This window comes from Gemmatimonadota bacterium (assembly GCA_041390105.1).
Taxonomy (GTDB): domain Bacteria; phylum Gemmatimonadota; class Gemmatimonadetes; order Longimicrobiales; family Gaopeijiaceae; genus JAGQIF01.
Genome location: JAWKQO010000002.1, coordinates 889,260 through 906,351, shown reverse-complemented (window position 1 = coordinate 906,351; position 17,092 = coordinate 889,260). Strand labels below are relative to the sequence as shown.

13 protein-coding genes are annotated in these 17,092 nt (G+C 68.1%); 7 read left to right on the top strand and 6 right to left on the bottom strand.

What is annotated here, in order from left to right; all coding sequences use genetic code 11:
* Window positions 1-58: 58 nt before the first annotated feature.
* Window positions 59-1,528, bottom strand: a complete 1,470-nt coding sequence (locus R3E10_13020) for a hypothetical protein (protein MEZ4416662.1) — start codon at window positions 1,526-1,528, stop codon at window positions 59-61.
* Between the two features lies 1 nt (window position 1,529).
* On the bottom strand, window positions 1,530-1,913 hold the full coding sequence (locus R3E10_13015; GenBank protein ID MEZ4416661.1) for a hypothetical protein: 384 nt from the start codon (window positions 1,911-1,913) through the stop codon (window positions 1,530-1,532).
* A 236-nt stretch (window positions 1,914-2,149) separates the two neighbouring features.
* Between R3E10_13015 and R3E10_13010 the strand changes: the two genes are divergently transcribed.
* Window positions 2,150-3,550, top strand: coding sequence for a sigma-54 dependent transcriptional regulator (locus R3E10_13010; protein ID MEZ4416660.1), 1,401 nt, complete (start codon window positions 2,150-2,152; stop codon window positions 3,548-3,550).
* A 91-nt stretch (window positions 3,551-3,641) separates the two neighbouring features.
* Here the strand turns inward: R3E10_13010 and R3E10_13005 are convergent, their stop codons facing one another.
* Together R3E10_13005 and R3E10_13000 are read right to left on the bottom strand one after the other, a co-directional pair.
* On the bottom strand, window positions 3,642-4,013 hold the full coding sequence (locus R3E10_13005; protein MEZ4416659.1) for a response regulator: 372 nt from the start codon (window positions 4,011-4,013) through the stop codon (window positions 3,642-3,644).
* Complete coding sequence (locus R3E10_13000) at window positions 4,010-5,191, bottom strand: HAMP domain-containing sensor histidine kinase (GenBank protein ID MEZ4416658.1); 1,182 nt, start codon at window positions 5,189-5,191, stop codon at window positions 4,010-4,012. Before R3E10_13000 ends, R3E10_13005 begins: the two co-directional genes overlap by 4 nt.
* 273 nt (window positions 5,192-5,464) lie before the next feature.
* On the opposite strand from R3E10_13000, the gene R3E10_12995 reads away from it, so the two are divergent.
* On the top strand, window positions 5,465-5,899 hold the full coding sequence (locus R3E10_12995; GenBank protein MEZ4416657.1) for a response regulator: 435 nt from the start codon (window positions 5,465-5,467) through the stop codon (window positions 5,897-5,899).
* Between the two features lie 117 nt (window positions 5,900-6,016).
* Window positions 6,017-8,707, top strand: coding sequence for a cation-transporting P-type ATPase (locus tag R3E10_12990; GenBank protein ID MEZ4416656.1), 2,691 nt, complete (start codon window positions 6,017-6,019; stop codon window positions 8,705-8,707).
* 27 nt (window positions 8,708-8,734) lie between these two features.
* Here the strand turns inward: R3E10_12990 and R3E10_12985 are convergent, their stop codons facing one another.
* Complete coding sequence (locus tag R3E10_12985; protein MEZ4416655.1) at window positions 8,735-12,019, bottom strand: hypothetical protein; 3,285 nt, start codon at window positions 12,017-12,019, stop codon at window positions 8,735-8,737.
* A gap of 270 nt (window positions 12,020-12,289) precedes the next feature.
* Here R3E10_12985 and R3E10_12980 point away from each other — a divergent pair, with 270 nt between their 5' ends.
* From R3E10_12980 to R3E10_12965, 4 genes are all read left to right on the top strand, one after another.
* Window positions 12,290-13,297 (top strand): fatty acid desaturase, encoded by a 1,008-nt coding sequence (locus R3E10_12980; protein ID MEZ4416654.1) that lies wholly within the window; start codon window positions 12,290-12,292, stop codon window positions 13,295-13,297.
* A 91-nt stretch (window positions 13,298-13,388) separates the two neighbouring features.
* Window positions 13,389-14,339, top strand: coding sequence for an ABC transporter ATP-binding protein (locus R3E10_12975; GenBank protein ID MEZ4416653.1), 951 nt, complete (start codon window positions 13,389-13,391; stop codon window positions 14,337-14,339).
* Window positions 14,332-15,363, top strand: a complete 1,032-nt coding sequence (locus tag R3E10_12970; protein ID MEZ4416652.1) for an ABC transporter permease — start codon at window positions 14,332-14,334, stop codon at window positions 15,361-15,363. The genes R3E10_12975 and R3E10_12970 overlap by 8 nt, the downstream gene beginning before the upstream one ends.
* The gene (locus tag R3E10_12965) at window positions 15,360-16,325 is read left to right on the top strand and encodes a L,D-transpeptidase (protein MEZ4416651.1); all 966 of its coding nucleotides are present in this window, start codon (window positions 15,360-15,362) and stop codon (window positions 16,323-16,325) included. Before R3E10_12970 ends, R3E10_12965 begins: the two co-directional genes overlap by 4 nt.
* 10 nt (window positions 16,326-16,335) lie before the next feature.
* On the opposite strand, the gene R3E10_12960 is transcribed toward R3E10_12965, so the two are convergent.
* Complete coding sequence (locus R3E10_12960; GenBank protein ID MEZ4416650.1) at window positions 16,336-16,980, bottom strand: hypothetical protein; 645 nt, start codon at window positions 16,978-16,980, stop codon at window positions 16,336-16,338.
* Window positions 16,981-17,092 lie beyond the last annotated feature (112 nt).

Sequence of the window (17,092 nt, the reverse complement as noted above, 5' to 3'; positions counted from 1 at the left end):
ATAGGCAGCGGCGGGGCCTTTGGCGGGAAAGCAGCGCAGCTTTCGTGCGCCCCTGGCCTCAATGAAACACGACGCGGGAGAGTCCCGACCGCCACACGTTCCAGCGACTCAAGAGCCCCACCGACAGGGCCTTCTCCCCATCCAGGAGGCCGACCGACCCATCCACCCGCAGCGCCCACCCGAAGGGCGTGTGGAATCGGAAGCCCGTCCCGGCATCTACGGCGGTCCAGGGGCCCAAGCTCCCTGCGCGTTCCGCTGCCCGCCCCGCATCGATGAAGAGCGCCCCGGACATCCAGCCCCAGCCGGCCCAGGTGGACGGGCTCTGCAGCTCCCCGCTGGCATGCACGAGCAGACGACCGAAGGCTCGATCGACCCGAATCGCTCCCCCCTCGAGCAACGGGTGCGCCCGCAACAGAGGCGCGCGTGCTCGTCCGACGCCGGCCCCGGGCCACAGAGGTCGCGGAGTGGAGGCGGATGCATGCTCCACCCCGCCCTCCAGCGCTGCCTGCCACTCGAGGGGCACGAACTCCCGCTTGGTCCGCACTCCCATCGCGACAGCGACCGTTTGCGCGGGCGCGTCCGTCGATGCCCGCCGGCTCGCTTGTACGGAAACGCGGGCGCGGTCGTCCAGTGCGCGAAGTTCACTCTCCACGCCCAGCCAAGGGCGTCCCGACACCGAAGGCATTGTGCTTTGTTCCCAGCCCACGGTCCCGGCCAGGAAGGTGCGTTCGCTCACCCAGTCGCCGGTCCGGAGCGCGATGCGCGTGAACGACCACTGATCCACGTCGTCGGCATAGCTCTCCGTCCCGATCCCGATCGACAGATCAGTCCGGCCGGGAAGCCCGATGCCGACATCGTCGAGGCCGAGCGCCGCCGAACGCCGACCGTCACTCCAACGTCCATCGAGACGGACCGCGCCGACCCGCGGCACCGGCGCGGGCCAATGCATCGTTGACTGCTCTCGCACCAACGCCTCTCCGAGCTTGGTGACAGCCGCCCCGAGCGAGCCGAGGGGACGCGGCCGCTCCGCCAGGACCAGCTCTACCTCGGCGGTGCGGTCCGCACGCGGATGGAAGCGCACCGCCGTGGCCGACGCTGCAGGGATGCCTGTGAGCCGGCGCTGAGCGCGCACGTAGGTGGAGGCATCCAGCCGAGCACCAACGACCAGACCGGCCCTGGCGAGCACCGCACGCTCGTCCAATGAACGCGTGCCCCGCACCCGGATGACGTCGATCCTGGGGGTGTCGTGGCCCCAGGTTCGTAGCGCCGCCGCGGGCGCTCCCGACAGCAGCAACGCACCCGCACGCAGATCCCGCGTTCGCGCGGGGTCCAACCCCGCACCCACCGCCCGATCCACGCCGTCGATCGCGAGCGACCACTCTCCGGCCTCGAAGTGTCCCCGGGCCTGCGCAAGCAGCTGTTCGGGCGTCTCGGCGGGCGCGGGAGCCGTGGGGGGTCCCCCCCCGCTACTCGCACATCCGAGCAGCAAGGGGACACCCAGCCCAGCCGCGAAGCGGAGGCGGATCACGTCAGACCACCAACACCAACAGGATGAGGACCAAGAGCAGGATGATGAGCGTCGTGGTCCGGAAGGAGATGGTCGTACGCTCCTGATCGAGCGCGTCGTTGAGCGTCCTGGCATTACGCTGGGCGGAGTCCAGGGCATCGCCGTCCAGGAGCTCGACGCCATCCCGCGCCCCTTCGAGGTCCAGACCCATCCGCTCCGCGACGCGGCTCACCTCAGGCCGATCCAGGGTCGCGCGCACCTCGTCGCGGGCGCGAGCTTCATCACCCCTGTGCGAGGCCAGCGCCGAGAAGACGTCCTGATCAACCGCGGCCGAGGACTGCGCCAGGAGCGGGGTCGTCACGAACACGAACATGCAGAGGGTCCATCCCAGGATCCGGCGGGCCATGTAGCGCTCCTTTGCTCGAGTGTCCCGAGCCGCTCGTGCGGATCGAGTAGGCCCTCTCCCAATCAAAGACCTTGCCAGCCCGCTCGTGTCGCGCCGGAGTGGAGCCGGCCAGCGTTGGGCGTCATCCGTTTCCGCCTCGCGATGCACAGCGCCGGGGACCCGCTGCTTGAGGCACCACTCCTGCTTCACGAGATTCTCGACCGCACCCCCGGCCACTCCACGCAAAGGTTCATCCCGTGACCGAAGGAACGCTCTCCTCCGACGCCACTTCTCCGTCTGAAGACGGATCCGAGCGGGTTCGTGTGCTCATCGTCGATGACGAACCGCTTGTACGTGAATCCATCGAGCTCTGTCTCGCGCCGCTGGGGCACGAAGTCACACCTACCGGGGGGGCGGACCACGCGCGTGTGGCGGTGGCGCGCAAGCGCTTCGACCTCGTGCTCCTCGATCTGCGGCTCAACGAGCACTCGGGGCTCGATCTCATTCCCGAGCTGCTGGAGGCCGACCCCTCGCTGTCGATCGTTCTGATGACCGCGTATGGCTCCGTGGAATCGGCGGTTGAGGCGATGCGCCGCGGCGCATTCGACTACATCCACAAACCCATCTCGCCTTCGGAACTGCGGATGCTGGTGGGGCGCATCTCCGAGCGCCGGGCCCTGCGCCAACGTCTGCAGGTATTGGAGGAGACGGCACGCGACGCCACGCCCTCGCCCTTGCTGGACAGCGAACATCCGGCCATGGCACGTGCTGTTGCCACCGCCCGCGACGTCGCCTCCACCGATGCGACCGTGCTCATCACCGGAGAGAGCGGGACCGGTAAGGGCGTTCTGGCCCGTGCGCTCCACGGGTGGAGCGCGCGCGCGGCGCGCCCCTTCGCCGTCGTGAATTGCCCCTCGCTTTCCGCCGAACTCCTACGCAGTGAGCTGTTCGGGCACGTGAAGGGCTCGTTCACAGGTGCGACCGAGAACAAGATGGGAAAGATCGAGTTCGCCGATGGAGGCTCGCTTTTCCTCGACGAGGTGGGCGAGCTCACGCCCGAGATCCAACCCCGCCTCTTGCGGTTTCTGCAAGACCGCGAATACGAGCGGGTGGGCGATCCCCAACCGCGTCTGGCCGACGTCCGTCTCATCGCCGCGACCAACGCCGATCTGGAGAAGTCGGTAGCAGCTGGGGACTTTCGCGGCGATCTCTACTACCGCTTGAATGTCATCCAGATCGAGATGCCGCCGCTGCGCGCTCGCCGAAACGATATCCCCGTGCTCGCTGAATCCTTTCTGCGCTTCTTTTCAGCGCGGTATGGGAAGCAGATCGAGGGCTTCAGTGACGACGCCCTGACGGCACTCCAGGATCAGCCGTGGCCGGGCAACGTCCGCGAGCTGCAGAACGCCGTCGAGCGCGCTGTGATCTTGGCGCGCAGTCCCCGGATCGGGACGTCGGTTCTCCCCCGCGGAGCCGGAGGTGGGATACTGGATCGAACGGGGATGGGGGACGCAGCGGACCTGCCGACGCTCGAAGGAATGGAGGAGCGCTACATCCGGCATGTGCTGGAGGTCACGGGCTCCATCGAAGAGGCCTCCGAGGTGCTCGGGGTGGCCCCGTCGACACTGTGGAGGCGGCGCCGCAAATACGGCATCTGAGGCCCCCGGATCGTGCAGCGCTGCACGAATTGAAACACGAAGCCCCCCTCGATGGGCGGAGGTTCGGGCCGCCCGCGCACCCAGGCGGGCTTCAGCCGAGCGCCGCCTTGATGGCCGCCAGCGAAGCCGGCTTGACCAGGTGCTCGTGGAAGCCCGCCTCCAGCGACCGGGTGCGGTCGTCCGGGTCCGCGCGCCCCGAGAACGCCACGAAGACGGTCTCGGCCAGATCCGGCAACGCCCTGAGCCGATCGAAGACGTCGAAGCCGGATTGATCGGGCAAGCCCAGATCGAGAAGGACGGCGTGGGGTCGGAAGGCTGGGGCCACCTCCATCGCCGAGCGGCCGTCGCGCGCGGTGCGAACCTCGTATCCGTGCACCTCCAGCAGGAGCGCGTGCGCTTCGAGGATGTCGGCGCTGTCGTCGATCAAGAGCACCCGTCGTGGGCTGTCCTTCGTCCCCGTCATTGACTCGCTGCCCCTTTCGTTCCCTGGGTCCCACGACGCTTGGGGATGGTGAAGTGAAACACGGTGCCGCGATCCTCTCCACATTCGAACCCGATCTCTCCGCCCATCTGCTCCACCGCGTCGCGGGCGATCGCCAGCCCGAGACCGGGACCCCCACCGCCGGCGGGCCGTACGAGGGGCTCGAACACGCGGCTCCGCAACTCACGGGGAATGCCAGGCCCGTCATCGGAAACGGTGATCACCCAGCGTTCCCCCCGGTCGCCGACCTCGATGTCGACGCGGCCCACCCCCGCGGGGACATCGTGATGCTCGATGGCGTTGGTGACGAGGTTGAGGAACGCCAGCGGGAAGCGCTCGGCATCGACGGGCTCCTCGGGCCCGGAGCCCTGTAGGCGAAGCTCGACGCCCCGCTCCGACGCGGGGGCCCGCAGTTGATGGACCGAATCCCGGATCACAGTCCCCAGCGGCATGCTTCTGACGTCCTCGGGCTCGCCTGGCTGCCGCGGACGGAACAGGGCCCGGACCCCCTGCACCGTGGAAAGAGCGCTCTCGATGGAGGCCACGATGAGGCCCAGGAGACGCCGGCGTTGCTCCTCGGGCAAGGTGATCCCTGCCTCGATGAGTAGGTGTACCGCGGTCTCGGCCGCTCCCAGCCGATTGCCCAGCTCATGCGAAAGCATGGCCGTGTAGCCTTCCAGCAGATGCATCCGCTCGCGATGCTCCCGCGCGCCCCAGACCCGATAGCGCGCGACGATCCCTGCTCCCAGTTCAGCGATTCCGCGCTGCAGCCGGCCACCGACACGGACGAACTCGCCAGGATCTGCTACCCCGCTGAAGTCCGCCACCGAGCTGGCCGCGATGTCTTCCACGAGGTCGGCGAGAAAGCGGAAGTCCGCCAGCACCTCATCCACAGGGGCGCCCTGCCCTCGCCGCCGGTCCGCGAGGGCGCCGAGGGACTCGCGCACAGCCCCGTCGACGATCGCGGCAGTCGGATTCTGAACAGAGGCTGCCAGCGCGTGCAGAACCCTCGGCAGGTGCTCCAGGGTGGCCTTCGAGTCCATCGGTCGCCCGCCGCCGGCCACGATACGTTCGTTGACGGACACCACCCATCGCTCCGCTACGGCCGGCACCTCCGCTCGCAGACGTGCCACGACGTGGTCTGGAAGATCAGGTGGCATCTACCTCTCCGTGCACGCGCTCACGATGTGAACGACGGATCCAACACGTGGAAGCGAAAGGAACGATCACGGGCAGTGAGGCCCGGCGACCCGCGGACCCGCGGGAAACCGCCGGTTCTGGGCCAATCTACTGCACAGATCACGCCTGAAACGCATCGAAACCCGTGGGCGTGGTCGCCCGGTACGAGGCTTGCCAGGGACTGCGTGCGAGCACCACAGTACAAGCACCACAGTACACTCGAGCCACTCACCACCGCACGGGCTGGATGCACCGTGATCTACAGACCCCCCATCCCGAACGACGCGCCGGCGGCCCACGCCGCCCCCGACGAGGCCGACACGCCGCTCATCGTGCTCGTGGAAGACCACGAGGAGACACGCTACGTCATCCAGGCGGTGTTGGAGCAGAGCGGGTTCCGGGTCGAGGCCGCGTCCAACGGTCGCGAAGGCCTCGATGCGATCCGTGAGCTCGAGCCCGTGCTGGTGATCACCGACTTGATGATGCCCGTCCTCGACGGGCTGCAGCTCGCCCGTGCCTTGACCGATGACACAGGGACCCGTGCCATTCCGCTCATCCTCGTCAGCGCCCACGCCTCCGACGCTGGGGAGGACCGTGATCTCGAGGCACGCTTCGACGCAGTGCTTCGCAAGCCGGTCCGGCCGGCCCGCCTGATCGAGGCGGTCAGGGATCTCCTCAGCTCCAGCTGAGGGCCGTCGGCGCCACAATCGACCGGCCCTGCCCGTCCCGCTACCCTTACTCTGCAGGCGCGCTCGCCCGCCGAGCGCAGCCGACAGCTTCCCGGTAGGCGCGAGGTCCCCACTTCCATGGACGAGTTGACCACGCCCGGGCTGCAGCAGGCCTGGGCGCAGGATGCTGGCGCCGTAGCGCGAGCGCTGGAGGCCGACCTCTCCCGTGGACTCCCCGCCGCCGCGGTGCGGGCACGGCGGAAGCGTTTCGGTGCCAACCAGCTTCTCGAGCATCCCCGCCGCAGCTTGGCGAGCGTCCTGTGGGCCCAGCTTGCCAGCCCTCTCATCGGTCTGCTCGCCGCCGCCGGCATCGCGGCGGCGCTTTGGCAGGAGTGGCTGGAAGCCGCCGCGATCGCTCTGGTCGTGCTCGTCAACACCGCCATCGGCTTCGCGACGGAATTGAGAGCGGTGCGCTCGATGGAGGCGCTGTTTCGCCTGGGCCACGTTCGGACCCGCGTGCGTCGCGACGGCGCGGAGGTCCTCGTCGACGCGTCGGAGTTGGTTCCCGGGGACGTGGTGCTCGCCGAAGCCGGAGATGTGGTCACGGCCGATCTCCGGATTGCCGAGTCGTCCCACCTGCAGGTGGACGAGTCCATGCTTACGGGAGAGAGCATGCCCGTGGACAAGGACGAGCGGGCCACCGTTGCGTCGGCGCCGGTGGCCGAGCGCTCGGGCATGCTTTTCAAGGGAACCGCGATCGTTCGGGGTTCGGCCCTGGGCCTGGTCGTCTCCACCGGTATGGCCACCGAGCTCGGACAGATCTCGGGTCTGGTGCGCGAGGCCACCGATGAACCGACGCCCCTGGAACGGCACCTGGCGGGATTGGGGCGGCGCCTGCTCTGGTTGACCCTGGCGATCGCGCTCGCGATCACCCTGATCGGCATCCTCGGCGGACGGGACATCCTCCTGATGGTGGAGACGGGCGTTGCGCTGGCCATCGCCACGATTCCCGAGGGGCTGCCCGTGGTGGCGACGGTCTCCATGGCTCGTGGGATACGGCGCATGGCACGCCGCCGGGCCCTCATCCGTCGCTTGGGATCGGTCGAGACCCTGGGCTCGACCTCGGTGATCCTGACCGACAAGACGGGCACCCTCACCGAGAACCGCATGAGCGTCGCGGTGCTCGAGCTGGGGACGGGTCGAGTGAGCGTCACGCCGGGGGATCCGGCCCCCTTCTCCGCCGACGGTGAGGCCCTGGTTCCCGAGGCCGGCAGCGACCTCTCGGAAGCACTCCGGGTCGCGGTCCTCTGCACCACGGCTCATCTGGGGCACGATGGACACGATCGCGCGGGGGATCCCATGGAGCTGGCCCTGCTGGAAGCGGCCCGCGCCGGCGGGCTCGAGAGGGACAGCGCGCTGGCGGAAGAGCCGCAGTGGGATCTGCTGGCCTTCGACCCCGATACGCAACGGATGACCACGCGACACCACGCCGCGGGCGGCGAGCGCGTCGCGGTGAAGGGATCGCCAGAAGCGGTGCTCGCCATCTGTAGCCGCCAACGCCGGGACGGGAAGGACATCCCCTTGGATGAGGAGGCACGGGCGCGCTGGATGGCCAGCAATCGGCGCCTGGCCGACAGCGGCTATCGGGTGCTCGCCCTGGCTACACGCCTCGATGCGGAGGACGGGGCCGCACCCATCGATCGCGATCTCACCTGGATTGGTCTCGTGGGACTGATCGACCCACCGAGGGCGGGCGTCGAGCACGCCCTCGCCACCTGTAAGGCCGCGGGCATCTCGGTGGTGATGGTCACCGGCGATCAGGCCGGCACGGCCCGCACCGTGGCGCAGGCCGTCGGGTTGGAGGACGGCGGCGCCATCCTGGTGGGTCAGGACCTCGACGACGCGGCCCACGCACCCACCGAAGAACGCCTCCTCGCCACCCGTGTCTTCGCGCGCGTGGCTCCGCGCCACAAGCTCGATCTGGTTCGGCTGTACCAGCGAAGTGGGTACACGGTGGCCATGACCGGTGACGGCGTGAACGACGCGCCTGCCCTGCGACAGGCGGACATCGGGATCGCTATGGGGGCGCGAGGCACCGAGGTCGCCAAGGAAGCGTCCGACATGATCCTGGAGGACGACTCCTTCGCGACCATCGTCGCCGCGGTGCAGCTGGGGCGCACCATCTTCGACAACATCCGCGCGTTCGTCGTCTACCTGCTCTCGTGCAACGTCAGCGAAGTGATGGTGGTGGCGTTGGGGTCGATCCTGGGAACCCCCCTTCCCGTCCTTCCCTTGCAGTTGCTGTTCCTGAACTTCGTCACGGATGTGTTCCCCGCGCTGGCGCTAGGCATGAGCGAGGGGTCGCAGGTAGTGATGCATCGCGCTCCCCGACGCAGGGACGAGCCCATCGTCACACCTCGGTCGTGGGCCTTCATCCTGACCTACGGAACTCTCATCACCACGACGGTGCTGGCGGTACTCCTGGTGGCATTGCGCACCCTGGACTACTCGGCCTCACAGGCCACGACGCTGTCGTTCCTCACGCTGGCCCTGGCGCAGCTCTGGCACGTGTTCAACATGCGCGAGCGTGGCGAGCCGCTCTTCAGCAACCGCGTCACCCGCAATCCATGGGTCTGGGGCGCACTCGCCCTTTGCATCGGCCTGTTGGGGCTCTCTGTCTATGTCCCGGAGCTCGCCCATGCGCTCTCGATCGAGGCTCCCGACCGCCGAGGGTGGGTGCTGGCTCTGTCTGCGAGTCTGGTGCCCCTCCTCGCAGGCACGCTGGCAGCCGGCGTCTCCTCCGCGGAGCGAAGCCGCTCCCATCGTTGAGGACCCCCGACCCCCTGCGCTCCCCCCTCAGGGCATCAGCGGCCGGGGAGGTCGGTCCGTGATCGGAGGCAGCACGGCTGCGTGCGCGCGGTTGAAGTCCTCGACTTCTCTCAACAGCCGCTCGAAGTCCTCGCGAGCCGCGTCGAGCTCGCCCAGGAAGGTTCGGAACACCTGCTGTGCAGCTTCCGTCGGTCGATAGGCGACCCCTCCGGCGACATCGCCCCCGGCGCCGCCGACCTCGGCCAGCAGCCATACCAGATTCATATAGAGCCTGTACTGCTCGACGTACCACTTGTCGTCGCTGTGCATCTCCGTGCGCGACAGGTAGTGCAGCTCGCTCTCGTACAGCTTCTGGTACAGCGCCGCCAACGCCTGATCCACCGCCGGCTCCGACCCATGCGCGGCGCGTAGGTCTTCGACCTGCGCACGCATGATCTCGATCCGGTTGATCTTGTCGGTCACCTCGTTGAGCGTCCCGACGATCTCACGCTGCAGGCGCGTGCTGGCAGCCAGGTCATCCTCCGTCGAAGGAAGCGTAACATCCGGCACCACCTCGAACGATCGTGCGTACGAACGGCCTTCGTGGGTGAGCCGGACCGTGTAGCGCCCGGGGGCCGCGCGCGGCTGCCAACGGGCTGCGCCCAGTCCCCAGTGCAGGACGGGGCGCTCACGTCCCTCCCAGCGGCCCGCATCCCAGATATGGGGGTTGTCGGGCGGGATCGAGCGCAGCACCGGCTGATCCGGCTCCGGGTAGGTGAGATCCCAGCCGGTCTGGTTGAGCCCCGCCTGCGCCGTGACCTGCTTGCTGGTCACCAGGCTACCCTGCGCGTCCAACACGTCGATCGTGATCGGTGAGCGGGGCGCGCGCTCCATCTCGAACACGAACGCAGCCTGGCCGCCGTCTGCCCGCCGCGTCGCTGGCAGCGGTTGGAAGAGCCGCAGCTCGGCCTCCGGGTCCCCCAGATCTCCCTGTTCCAGGGCCCAGGTGTCACGCAGGATCCAGATGCCGCGCCCATAGGTGGCGACGGCGATCTCGGGTGCGTTCTTCGGAACCTCGATCCAGTTGACCGGAGCCGCGGGCAGGCGGCCCTGCAGCTGCGTCCAGGTCTGCCCATCGTCGCGAGAATAGAAGAACCCGTGGCCGGTGCCCGCGAAGAGCATTCCTGCCCGACGCGGGTTCTCCGCGATTGCCAGGGTGTAGTCGAGAGGGTGCGCGCGGGGCAGGCCGGCGTCGATGCGCGTCCAGCTCTGGCCGAAGTCGGTGGTCTTGTAGAGGTGCGGCTCGCGCACGTCCACCAGGTGGTAGTCGACCGCCATGTAGGCCGTGCCAGGATCGAAGTGCGAGGCGTCGATGCGGCGCACGAGGCCCAGCGGCGGCATCCCGACGTTGCGAGTCAGATCCGTCCAGTTGCGGCCCTCGTCGCGCGAGATCCAGACCTTGCCGTCGTTGGTGCCGACCCAGACCACTCCGCGTTCCGTGCGTGACGGTGCGATCGCTGAGATGAGCGCACCGTAGAACTGTCCGAGGTTGTCGCCTACCACCCCACCGGAGAAGCGAATCAGCTCGGGGTCGCCGGTGGACAGGTCCGGGCTGATGACCTGCCAGGACTGGCCACGGTCGCGCGTCCTGAAGACGACCTGACATCCGAAGTAGACCGAGTTGTCGAACCAATCGATAGCCAGGGGCGGCGACCACTGGCACCGGTAGCGGAGGCCTACCGGCGAGCTGTCCAGCGTGTGCATCCACGGAGAGACCGAACGTCGGGTGTCGCTCAGATCGTCGTAGGTCGCAACATGGGCCGCGTAGCAGGTCCCCCAGACGAAGTGGTGGTTCCCCGGCTCGGGATAGGTATAGCCGGACTCACAGGAAGGCATCGCTTCCTGCGGCGGGCCATCGTCGCGGTCGGCCTCACTGCGGTCCACGGGTGCGTACGACGGGACGTTGTCGGGCACGATGGGGCGCGCACTGGAGATGCGCATGCTCCCATCGTCCTGCCGATCCGAGTAGACCCAGTAGGGGTCGCGCTGATCGACCGTGACCCGGTACATCTGACCGATGGGGAGCACGACCGACGTGTTGTCCTCCGGGGCGAGGGGCGACCCGTAGATGCCCATTCCACCGTCACCGGTGATGATGAAGTGACCGGCATGGTCGGCGTTGACGTCCCACCAGATGTCGTGGCAATCGCCGCATCCCCGGGGACCACGATCGAAGATCCGTCCCCCGTCCTTCGATTCCCACAGCGTGCTGTTGGCCACCATCAAGTGGTCCGGATCGTCGGGGGAGACGCGGACGCGGATGTAGTACCCGGCCCGACCGATGAGGCGTCGGTCCCAACTCACGTTGGTCCAGCGGGTCCCCCCGTCGTCGGACCGCCACAGCGATCCCTGCGCTTCCGAGGGCAGGCCCTTCACGCCGTCGGCACCGGTCTGGATCAGCGCATACATGCGGTGGTCGTCGGACGGCGCGATCGCCACGTCGGTCTTGCCGTAGGGTAGACGCGGGAGGCCGGAATCCGTGATGCGGCGGAAGGAGCGGCCCCCATCCCGCGAGAGCCAGATCCCGCTGCCCATGCCCCCGCTCTCCAGCACATGGGTCTGGAGAAAGACCTCCCAGGTGCCGGCCAGCACGATGTCGGGGTTCTGCTGGGACATCTGCAGGCCGGAACAGCCCGTGTCCTCGTCGACGAACAGGGTTTGGCGCCAGGTGCGGCCTCCATCCTCGGTGCGGAAGATCCCGCGCTCGCGCTGCGGTCCCGTGGCCCGCCCCAGCGCGCACACCAAAACGATGTTCTCGTTGGTCGGGTGGATGACGATGGTGCCGATCCGGCCCGAGTCCTCGAGTCCCATCCGGGTCCAGGTCTCACCGGCGTCGGTGGACTTGTAGATGCCGTCTCCCTCCATATCCATGTCCCGGACGGCCCAGGCTTCCCCGGTGCCCGCCCAGACCACGTCGGGGTTGGACTGCGAAACCGCCAAGGCACCGATGGCCTGCGAGGACTGCTGGTCGAAGGTGGGCTTCCAGGTCGCCCCCCCGTCGCTCGACTTCCAGACGCCTCCGGACGCGGCACCGGCATAGTAGACGCCCGGGCGCCCCGCCACCGCCGCGGCCGCGGCGATCCGCCCCGAGCTCACCGGCCCCACGTACTCGAACCAGGGCTGGGGAACGGGCCGAGCCATCTCGATACTGTCGCCGGCGGCACCCGGGCCCGCCTGGGCGGCCAGAGGGCCCCCGTGCGAGGCACCGAGGACCATGGCGATCCCCAGGATCACCGGCAGGGCGCTAGGTTTAGGAGTCGGACAGGTCGGCATGGCGGTCTCCTTTGGCGGTCCGCCAGCAGCGTAGACCTCACCGCCGCAAGGGACAAGCGGCGATGAGCCGGGCCCGAGCCGATCGCCTGGACCGGAGCTTGCGTGCCCGTGCGGCCGCAGGGCGGGATTCCCGCCCCTCCGCGACCGTTGACCGTGACCTGCCGAGCGGCCACCTTGGGCGCGGCCGTCGAGCCCACGACCCACCCTCACCGGAGTTCGGCTGTTCCGATGGGAGAACACACGACCGAGACCCCCTCGCGCCAAGGCCCCATGACGCCAGCGCAGTGGAATGCGCTGATCGCGGACTACAAGGGCGCCGACGACGCACGCAGCACGCGCCAACTGGTGGTTTCGGCCCTGGGCTTCTTCGGGCTCTGGGCCCTGATGTACTTCAGCCTGCGGGTCCACTACGGACTCACGCTCCTCCTGGCCTTCCCGACCGCTGGCTTCCTCATGCGGTTGTTCATGATCCAGCACGACTGCGGGCACGGGTCGTTCTTCTCGTCACGGCGGGTGCGTGACGCCGTCGGATTCTGCGTGGGGATCCTGACGCTGGTGCCCTATCAGTACTGGCGCCGCACCCACGCCATCCACCACGCCCACTCCGGAGATCTCGACTTCCGGGGGTTCGGGGACGTGACCACCAAGACGGTGTCCGAGTACCAGGCCATGAGCCGCGGCCAGAAGCTCTACTACCGCATCTACCGCAACCCGCTCGTGCTTCTGGGGATCGGTCCCACGGTCCTGTTCGTCATCAAGCACCGCTATCCCTGGGACATCCCCCGCGATTGGACCCAGGCCTGGCGTAGCGTGTGGTGGACGAACCTGGCGCTGGTCAGCGTGACCGTGTTCATGGCCTTCACGATCGGGCTCACGCAGTTCCTGATGATCCAGGTTCCCATCACGATGTTCGCGGGAACCATGGGAGTGTACCTCTTCTACGTGCAGCATCAGTTCGAGGACACCTACTGGCATCGTCACGAAGACTGGAACTACTACGACGCGACGATCCACGGGAGCTCGCATCTGGTGCTGCCCAAGCCACTTCAGTGGATCACGGCCAACATCGGCCTCCATCACGTGCACCATCTGAGCGCGCTCATCCCGAACTACAAGCTCGAAGACGCGCACGAGGGCGTGCCGCAGCTGCAGCAGGCCACGAAGGTCCGTCTGCGGGACTCGTGGCGCCTTCTGCGGCTTACGCTCTGGGACGAGGAGAACCAGCGCCTCATCCGGTTCCGTGACCTCAAGACGCGGGAGCAGGCGCTGGCGGCCTGACCGCGAACCCGGAATCCCGGACGCCCCCTGCGGGTACATCCAGCGGCCCGGCGCAGAGCGCGTCGGGCCGCACCTGTTTCCGGAACGAAGCATGCACGGCGCGTCCCCAGCGGCCGACGCTCCCGCCCTCCTCTGTGAAGGGGTGGTCAAGCGATTCGCCGCCCTCACGGCAGTGGACCACCTCGATCTGGAGGTCTCCCGGGGTGAGTGCTTCGGACTGCTCGGCCCCAACGGGGCGGGCAAGACCACCACGGTCGAGATCCTGCAGGGCCTGCAGTCCGCAGACGAGGGCACGGTCCGGGTGCTGGGCTTGGATTGGTCGCACGACGAGGCGGAGCTGCGACGCCGGCTGGGCGCCCAGCTCCAGGAGACGCGCCTGCCGGAGAAGCTCAGCGTCACCGAGATCCTCGATCTGTTCGGCTCCTTCCAGGCCGGTGGCCTGCGCACGCGGGAGGTCATGGCCCTCGTGCGACTGGAGGAGAAAGCGCGCACCTGGGTGCGCAACCTCTCCGGCGGCCAGCACCAGCGCCTCGCCATCGCCTGCGCGCTGGTGGGCGACCCCGATCTCCTCTTCCTGGACGAGCCCACCACGGGCCTGGATCCACAGTCACGGCGCCAACTCTGGGACGTCATCCACGATCTGCGTGCACGCGGTACGTCGATCGTGTTGACCACCCACTACATGGAGGAGGCGGAACGACTCTGTGATCGCGTGGTCATCATGGATCAGGGTCGGCTGATCGCGTTGGGCACTCCCCGCGACCTCATCGCCTCTTTGGCGGCGGAGCACGTGCTGGAGTTCGCCCTGCGCAACGGGGTCGAGCGCGCCCCTTCGTTCTGGGAGGCACTCCCCAGCGTGAGATCGGCGCAGGTCGTGAGCGGGCGGGTCCGTCTGACCGCCGAACGAGCGCACGAGGTCGTTCCCGCCCTCATGCGGGCCTTGGAGACAGAGCAGATGGAGCTGAGCGAACTCACCACCCATCATGCGACGCTCGAAGACGTATTCCTGCAACTGACCGGCCGGCACCTGCGCGATGAGTGAACATCCGCTCGTCCAACTCACCCTATGGCGCTTTCGTGAGTTCATCCGGGAGCCGGAAGCCGTGTTCTGGGTGTTCCTCTTCCCGCTCCTCCTGGCCATGGCGCTGGGCATCGCCTTCCGAAACACGGCGCCCAAGCCGGTCCGGGTCGGCGTTGTGGCGGGCGTGGGCGCCGAAGCGCTCGCGCGAGATCTGAGCAGTGACCCCGACCTGCTGGCGACCGTTCAATCGGAAGACAGTGCCCGCCTCGCCTTGCGCACGGGAGAGGTCGCGATGCTGGTGCGCCCGGGGTCGCCGATCACGCTCCAATACGACTCCACACGAGAGGAAAGCCGCTTGGCCCGCGCCCTCACCGAGCGCGCGCTGCAGCGGGCGGCGGGACAGCCGCCCGCGGTGCCCGTACAAGAGATCCGCGTCGCCGAACGGGGGAGTCGCTATATCGACTTCGTGCTTCCGGGCCTGCTGGGCATGAACATCATGGGCACCAGCATGTGGGGGATCGGGTTCGGTATCGCGCAGATGCGGCAGAAGAAGCTGCTCAAGCGGCTCCTGGCATCACCGATGCGCAAGCGTGATTTCTTGCTGGCTCAGATCCTGTTCCGCCTGATGTTCCTGACGTTGGAGGTGGCGGTCCTCCTGGGGTTCGGCGTCCTTCTATTCCGGGTGCCCGTGCGCGGTAGCATCGGAACCGTGCTCCTGGTCGCCGTGATGGGTGCGTTCGCATTCGCTGCCCTGGGCCTGCTCACCGCCAGCCGGGCTCGCACCATCGAAGGTGTCTCGGGTCTCATGAACCTCGTGATGATGCCGATGTGGATCCTCTCCGGCGTCTTCTTCTCCTACGCGCTGTTCCCGGACGTGGTGCAGCCCGTGATCCGCGCACTTCCGCTCACGGCGGTGAACGACGCCTTACGGGCAGTCATGCTGGAGGGTGCCGGCGTTGCGGGAATCCTCGGGCCCCTGACGATACTGGCGGCCTGGACTCTCGTGGCGTTCTTGGCGGCCCTGCGCATCTTTCGCTGGCAATGACCCGGCGCCGCACGGCCTGGAGCACCCTCTCCCTCCTCGGAATCACACTGGCGGCGGCGTGCATTCGCGGTGAAGGGAACCCGGGCGGCGCGCGTGCCCTGGCCAGTCACCGCCTCACGGGGGAGCCCGAGCCGCGGCTAATCGCGATCGAGCGCGACGTGCCGATCCGCGAGTACTTCGAGTACATGGACACGTTGCTGGCGGATGCCGAGGCGCGCGTACCGTTTCCCGTCGATGAGCACCTCCTGGTACGCGCGAATCCGTGGCTCATCGAGCGACTGATGGACACCGACTACTACCGGATGATGGAGCGCGGAGAGTTCTCCCCGGATCCGCAGGCCCTGTTGGCGCTGCGCGCGGGCGATACCCTCGCCCTTCCCACGGTCGCTCAGGCGGACTCCCTGCGCGCGGTGATGGCAGCCACGGTCATCGACGTGAATATTCCAGAGTTCAGGCTGCGCATCTTAGAGAGCGATCGGGAACGCTTCTCCTTCCCCGTGCGCATCGGTCAGGACCGGACGCGCTACTTGGAGATGGCGGGGCGTGAGGTCGATCTGCGCACCCTGCCGGGATCGGGCAGGATCGTGCGCATCGAGAAGAGCCCCGTGTTCCGCAATCCGGTGGACAACCACCGTTACGACGTCACACGCCGTGACGACGGTCAGGTCACCGGCTTGCCCAGGATTCCCTGGCTGGAGCCAGAGCTGGACGGCCGGCGCATGGGTCAGCTGATCCATCCCACCACCAACCTGGAGACGCTCGGAAAAGCCTACTCGAACGGGTGCATCGGCGTTTCGGAAGCCGCCATGTGGCGAATCTACTACCATGCACCGCTGGGAACGCGCGTCGTGGTTCGCTACGACCTCGAGGTGCCAGGCCCGGACGGCCCGCGTCGTCTCCCTGACATCTATGGGTGGGGTGGCTCGGTACCCGCCGACGCTCCCGCCGGTGGGTGCCTGTGAACGGCGCGCGTCAGACTGGCTTCTCGGGGTCCCGCTCGTCGCTCGGACCTCGGTCCACCACTGGGGCCCGGTAGCGCGCGATCGTCTGGAGGAACACCGAGTCGAGTCGGTCCAGACGCCGTCGCTCGTCCCGCATCTCGAGCAAGCGCTGCTTCCACCCTGCGCCGGCGCCCACCGAGGGAGCCATCCGGAACGAGACGTCGCGCTGGCAATCGAGGCGGGGCAACGCACGCCGAGCCCCCGGCAGGGCGCGCAAGGCCGACCGGAAGAGTTGCAGCGTCTGCTCGCGCCGCTGGATGATCTCCTCTCCCTGATCCGCTTCGTCCACATAGGGCTCGGCAACGACTTCGAGGAAGAGACCCGCAACGACCAGGGAGTCGACCAACACGAAGCGACCGGTGGTCTGGGCGATGACGCGCGGTCCGCCTGATTCCGCGCCCTGGACGGCTCGGATCTCCGCGGAGACGCCGACTCCACCCTCCTCGAAGCGGAACGGCCCGAAGCGCGCCTCGTCGTGGAAGATGAACCCCAGGGCCCGACCGTGGTCGGCGCAGTCCTGGAACGCCTCCCGGGCCCGTTCGTCCGCGAGCTGCAGCTGGATGACGGTACCGGGAAACGGCACGAAGGGCAGTGGAATCAGTGAGAGGCGCTCCATGGCTAGCCATACAGCGAGGTCCGTGCCTCCGTTCCGGCGGCCCAGGCGCGGAGGGCTCCATGCACCGGGCACTGGGGTGGGGCACCGCCTCTGCTTCCGGGGGCGTTTCCCT

What these genes read in the sequence shown, in the direction of transcription:
- R3E10_13015 (MEZ4416661.1), bottom strand. Translation starts at nt 1,913, where the DNA reads ATGGCCCGCCGGATCCTGGGATGGACCCTCTGCATGTTCGTGTTCGTG.
- R3E10_13005 (MEZ4416659.1), bottom strand. Translation starts at nt 4,013, where the DNA reads ATGACGGGGACGAAGGACAGCCCACGACGGGTGCTCTTGATCGACGAC.
- R3E10_13000 (MEZ4416658.1), bottom strand. Translation starts at nt 5,191, where the DNA reads ATGCCACCTGATCTTCCAGACCACGTCGTGGCACGTCTGCGAGCGGAG.
- R3E10_12990 (MEZ4416656.1), top strand. Translation starts at nt 6,017, where the DNA reads ATGGACGAGTTGACCACGCCCGGGCTGCAGCAGGCCTGGGCGCAGGAT.
- R3E10_12985 (MEZ4416655.1), bottom strand. Translation starts at nt 12,019, where the DNA reads ATGCCGACCTGTCCGACTCCTAAACCTAGCGCCCTGCCGGTGATCCTG.
- R3E10_12980 (MEZ4416654.1), top strand. Translation starts at nt 12,290, where the DNA reads ATGACGCCAGCGCAGTGGAATGCGCTGATCGCGGACTACAAGGGCGCC.
- R3E10_12975 (MEZ4416653.1), top strand. Translation starts at nt 13,389, where the DNA reads ATGCACGGCGCGTCCCCAGCGGCCGACGCTCCCGCCCTCCTCTGTGAA.
- R3E10_12970 (MEZ4416652.1), top strand. Translation starts at nt 14,332, where the DNA reads ATGAGTGAACATCCGCTCGTCCAACTCACCCTATGGCGCTTTCGTGAG.
- R3E10_12965 (MEZ4416651.1), top strand. Translation starts at nt 15,360, where the DNA reads ATGACCCGGCGCCGCACGGCCTGGAGCACCCTCTCCCTCCTCGGAATC.
- R3E10_12960 (MEZ4416650.1), bottom strand. Translation starts at nt 16,980, where the DNA reads ATGGAGCGCCTCTCACTGATTCCACTGCCCTTCGTGCCGTTTCCCGGT.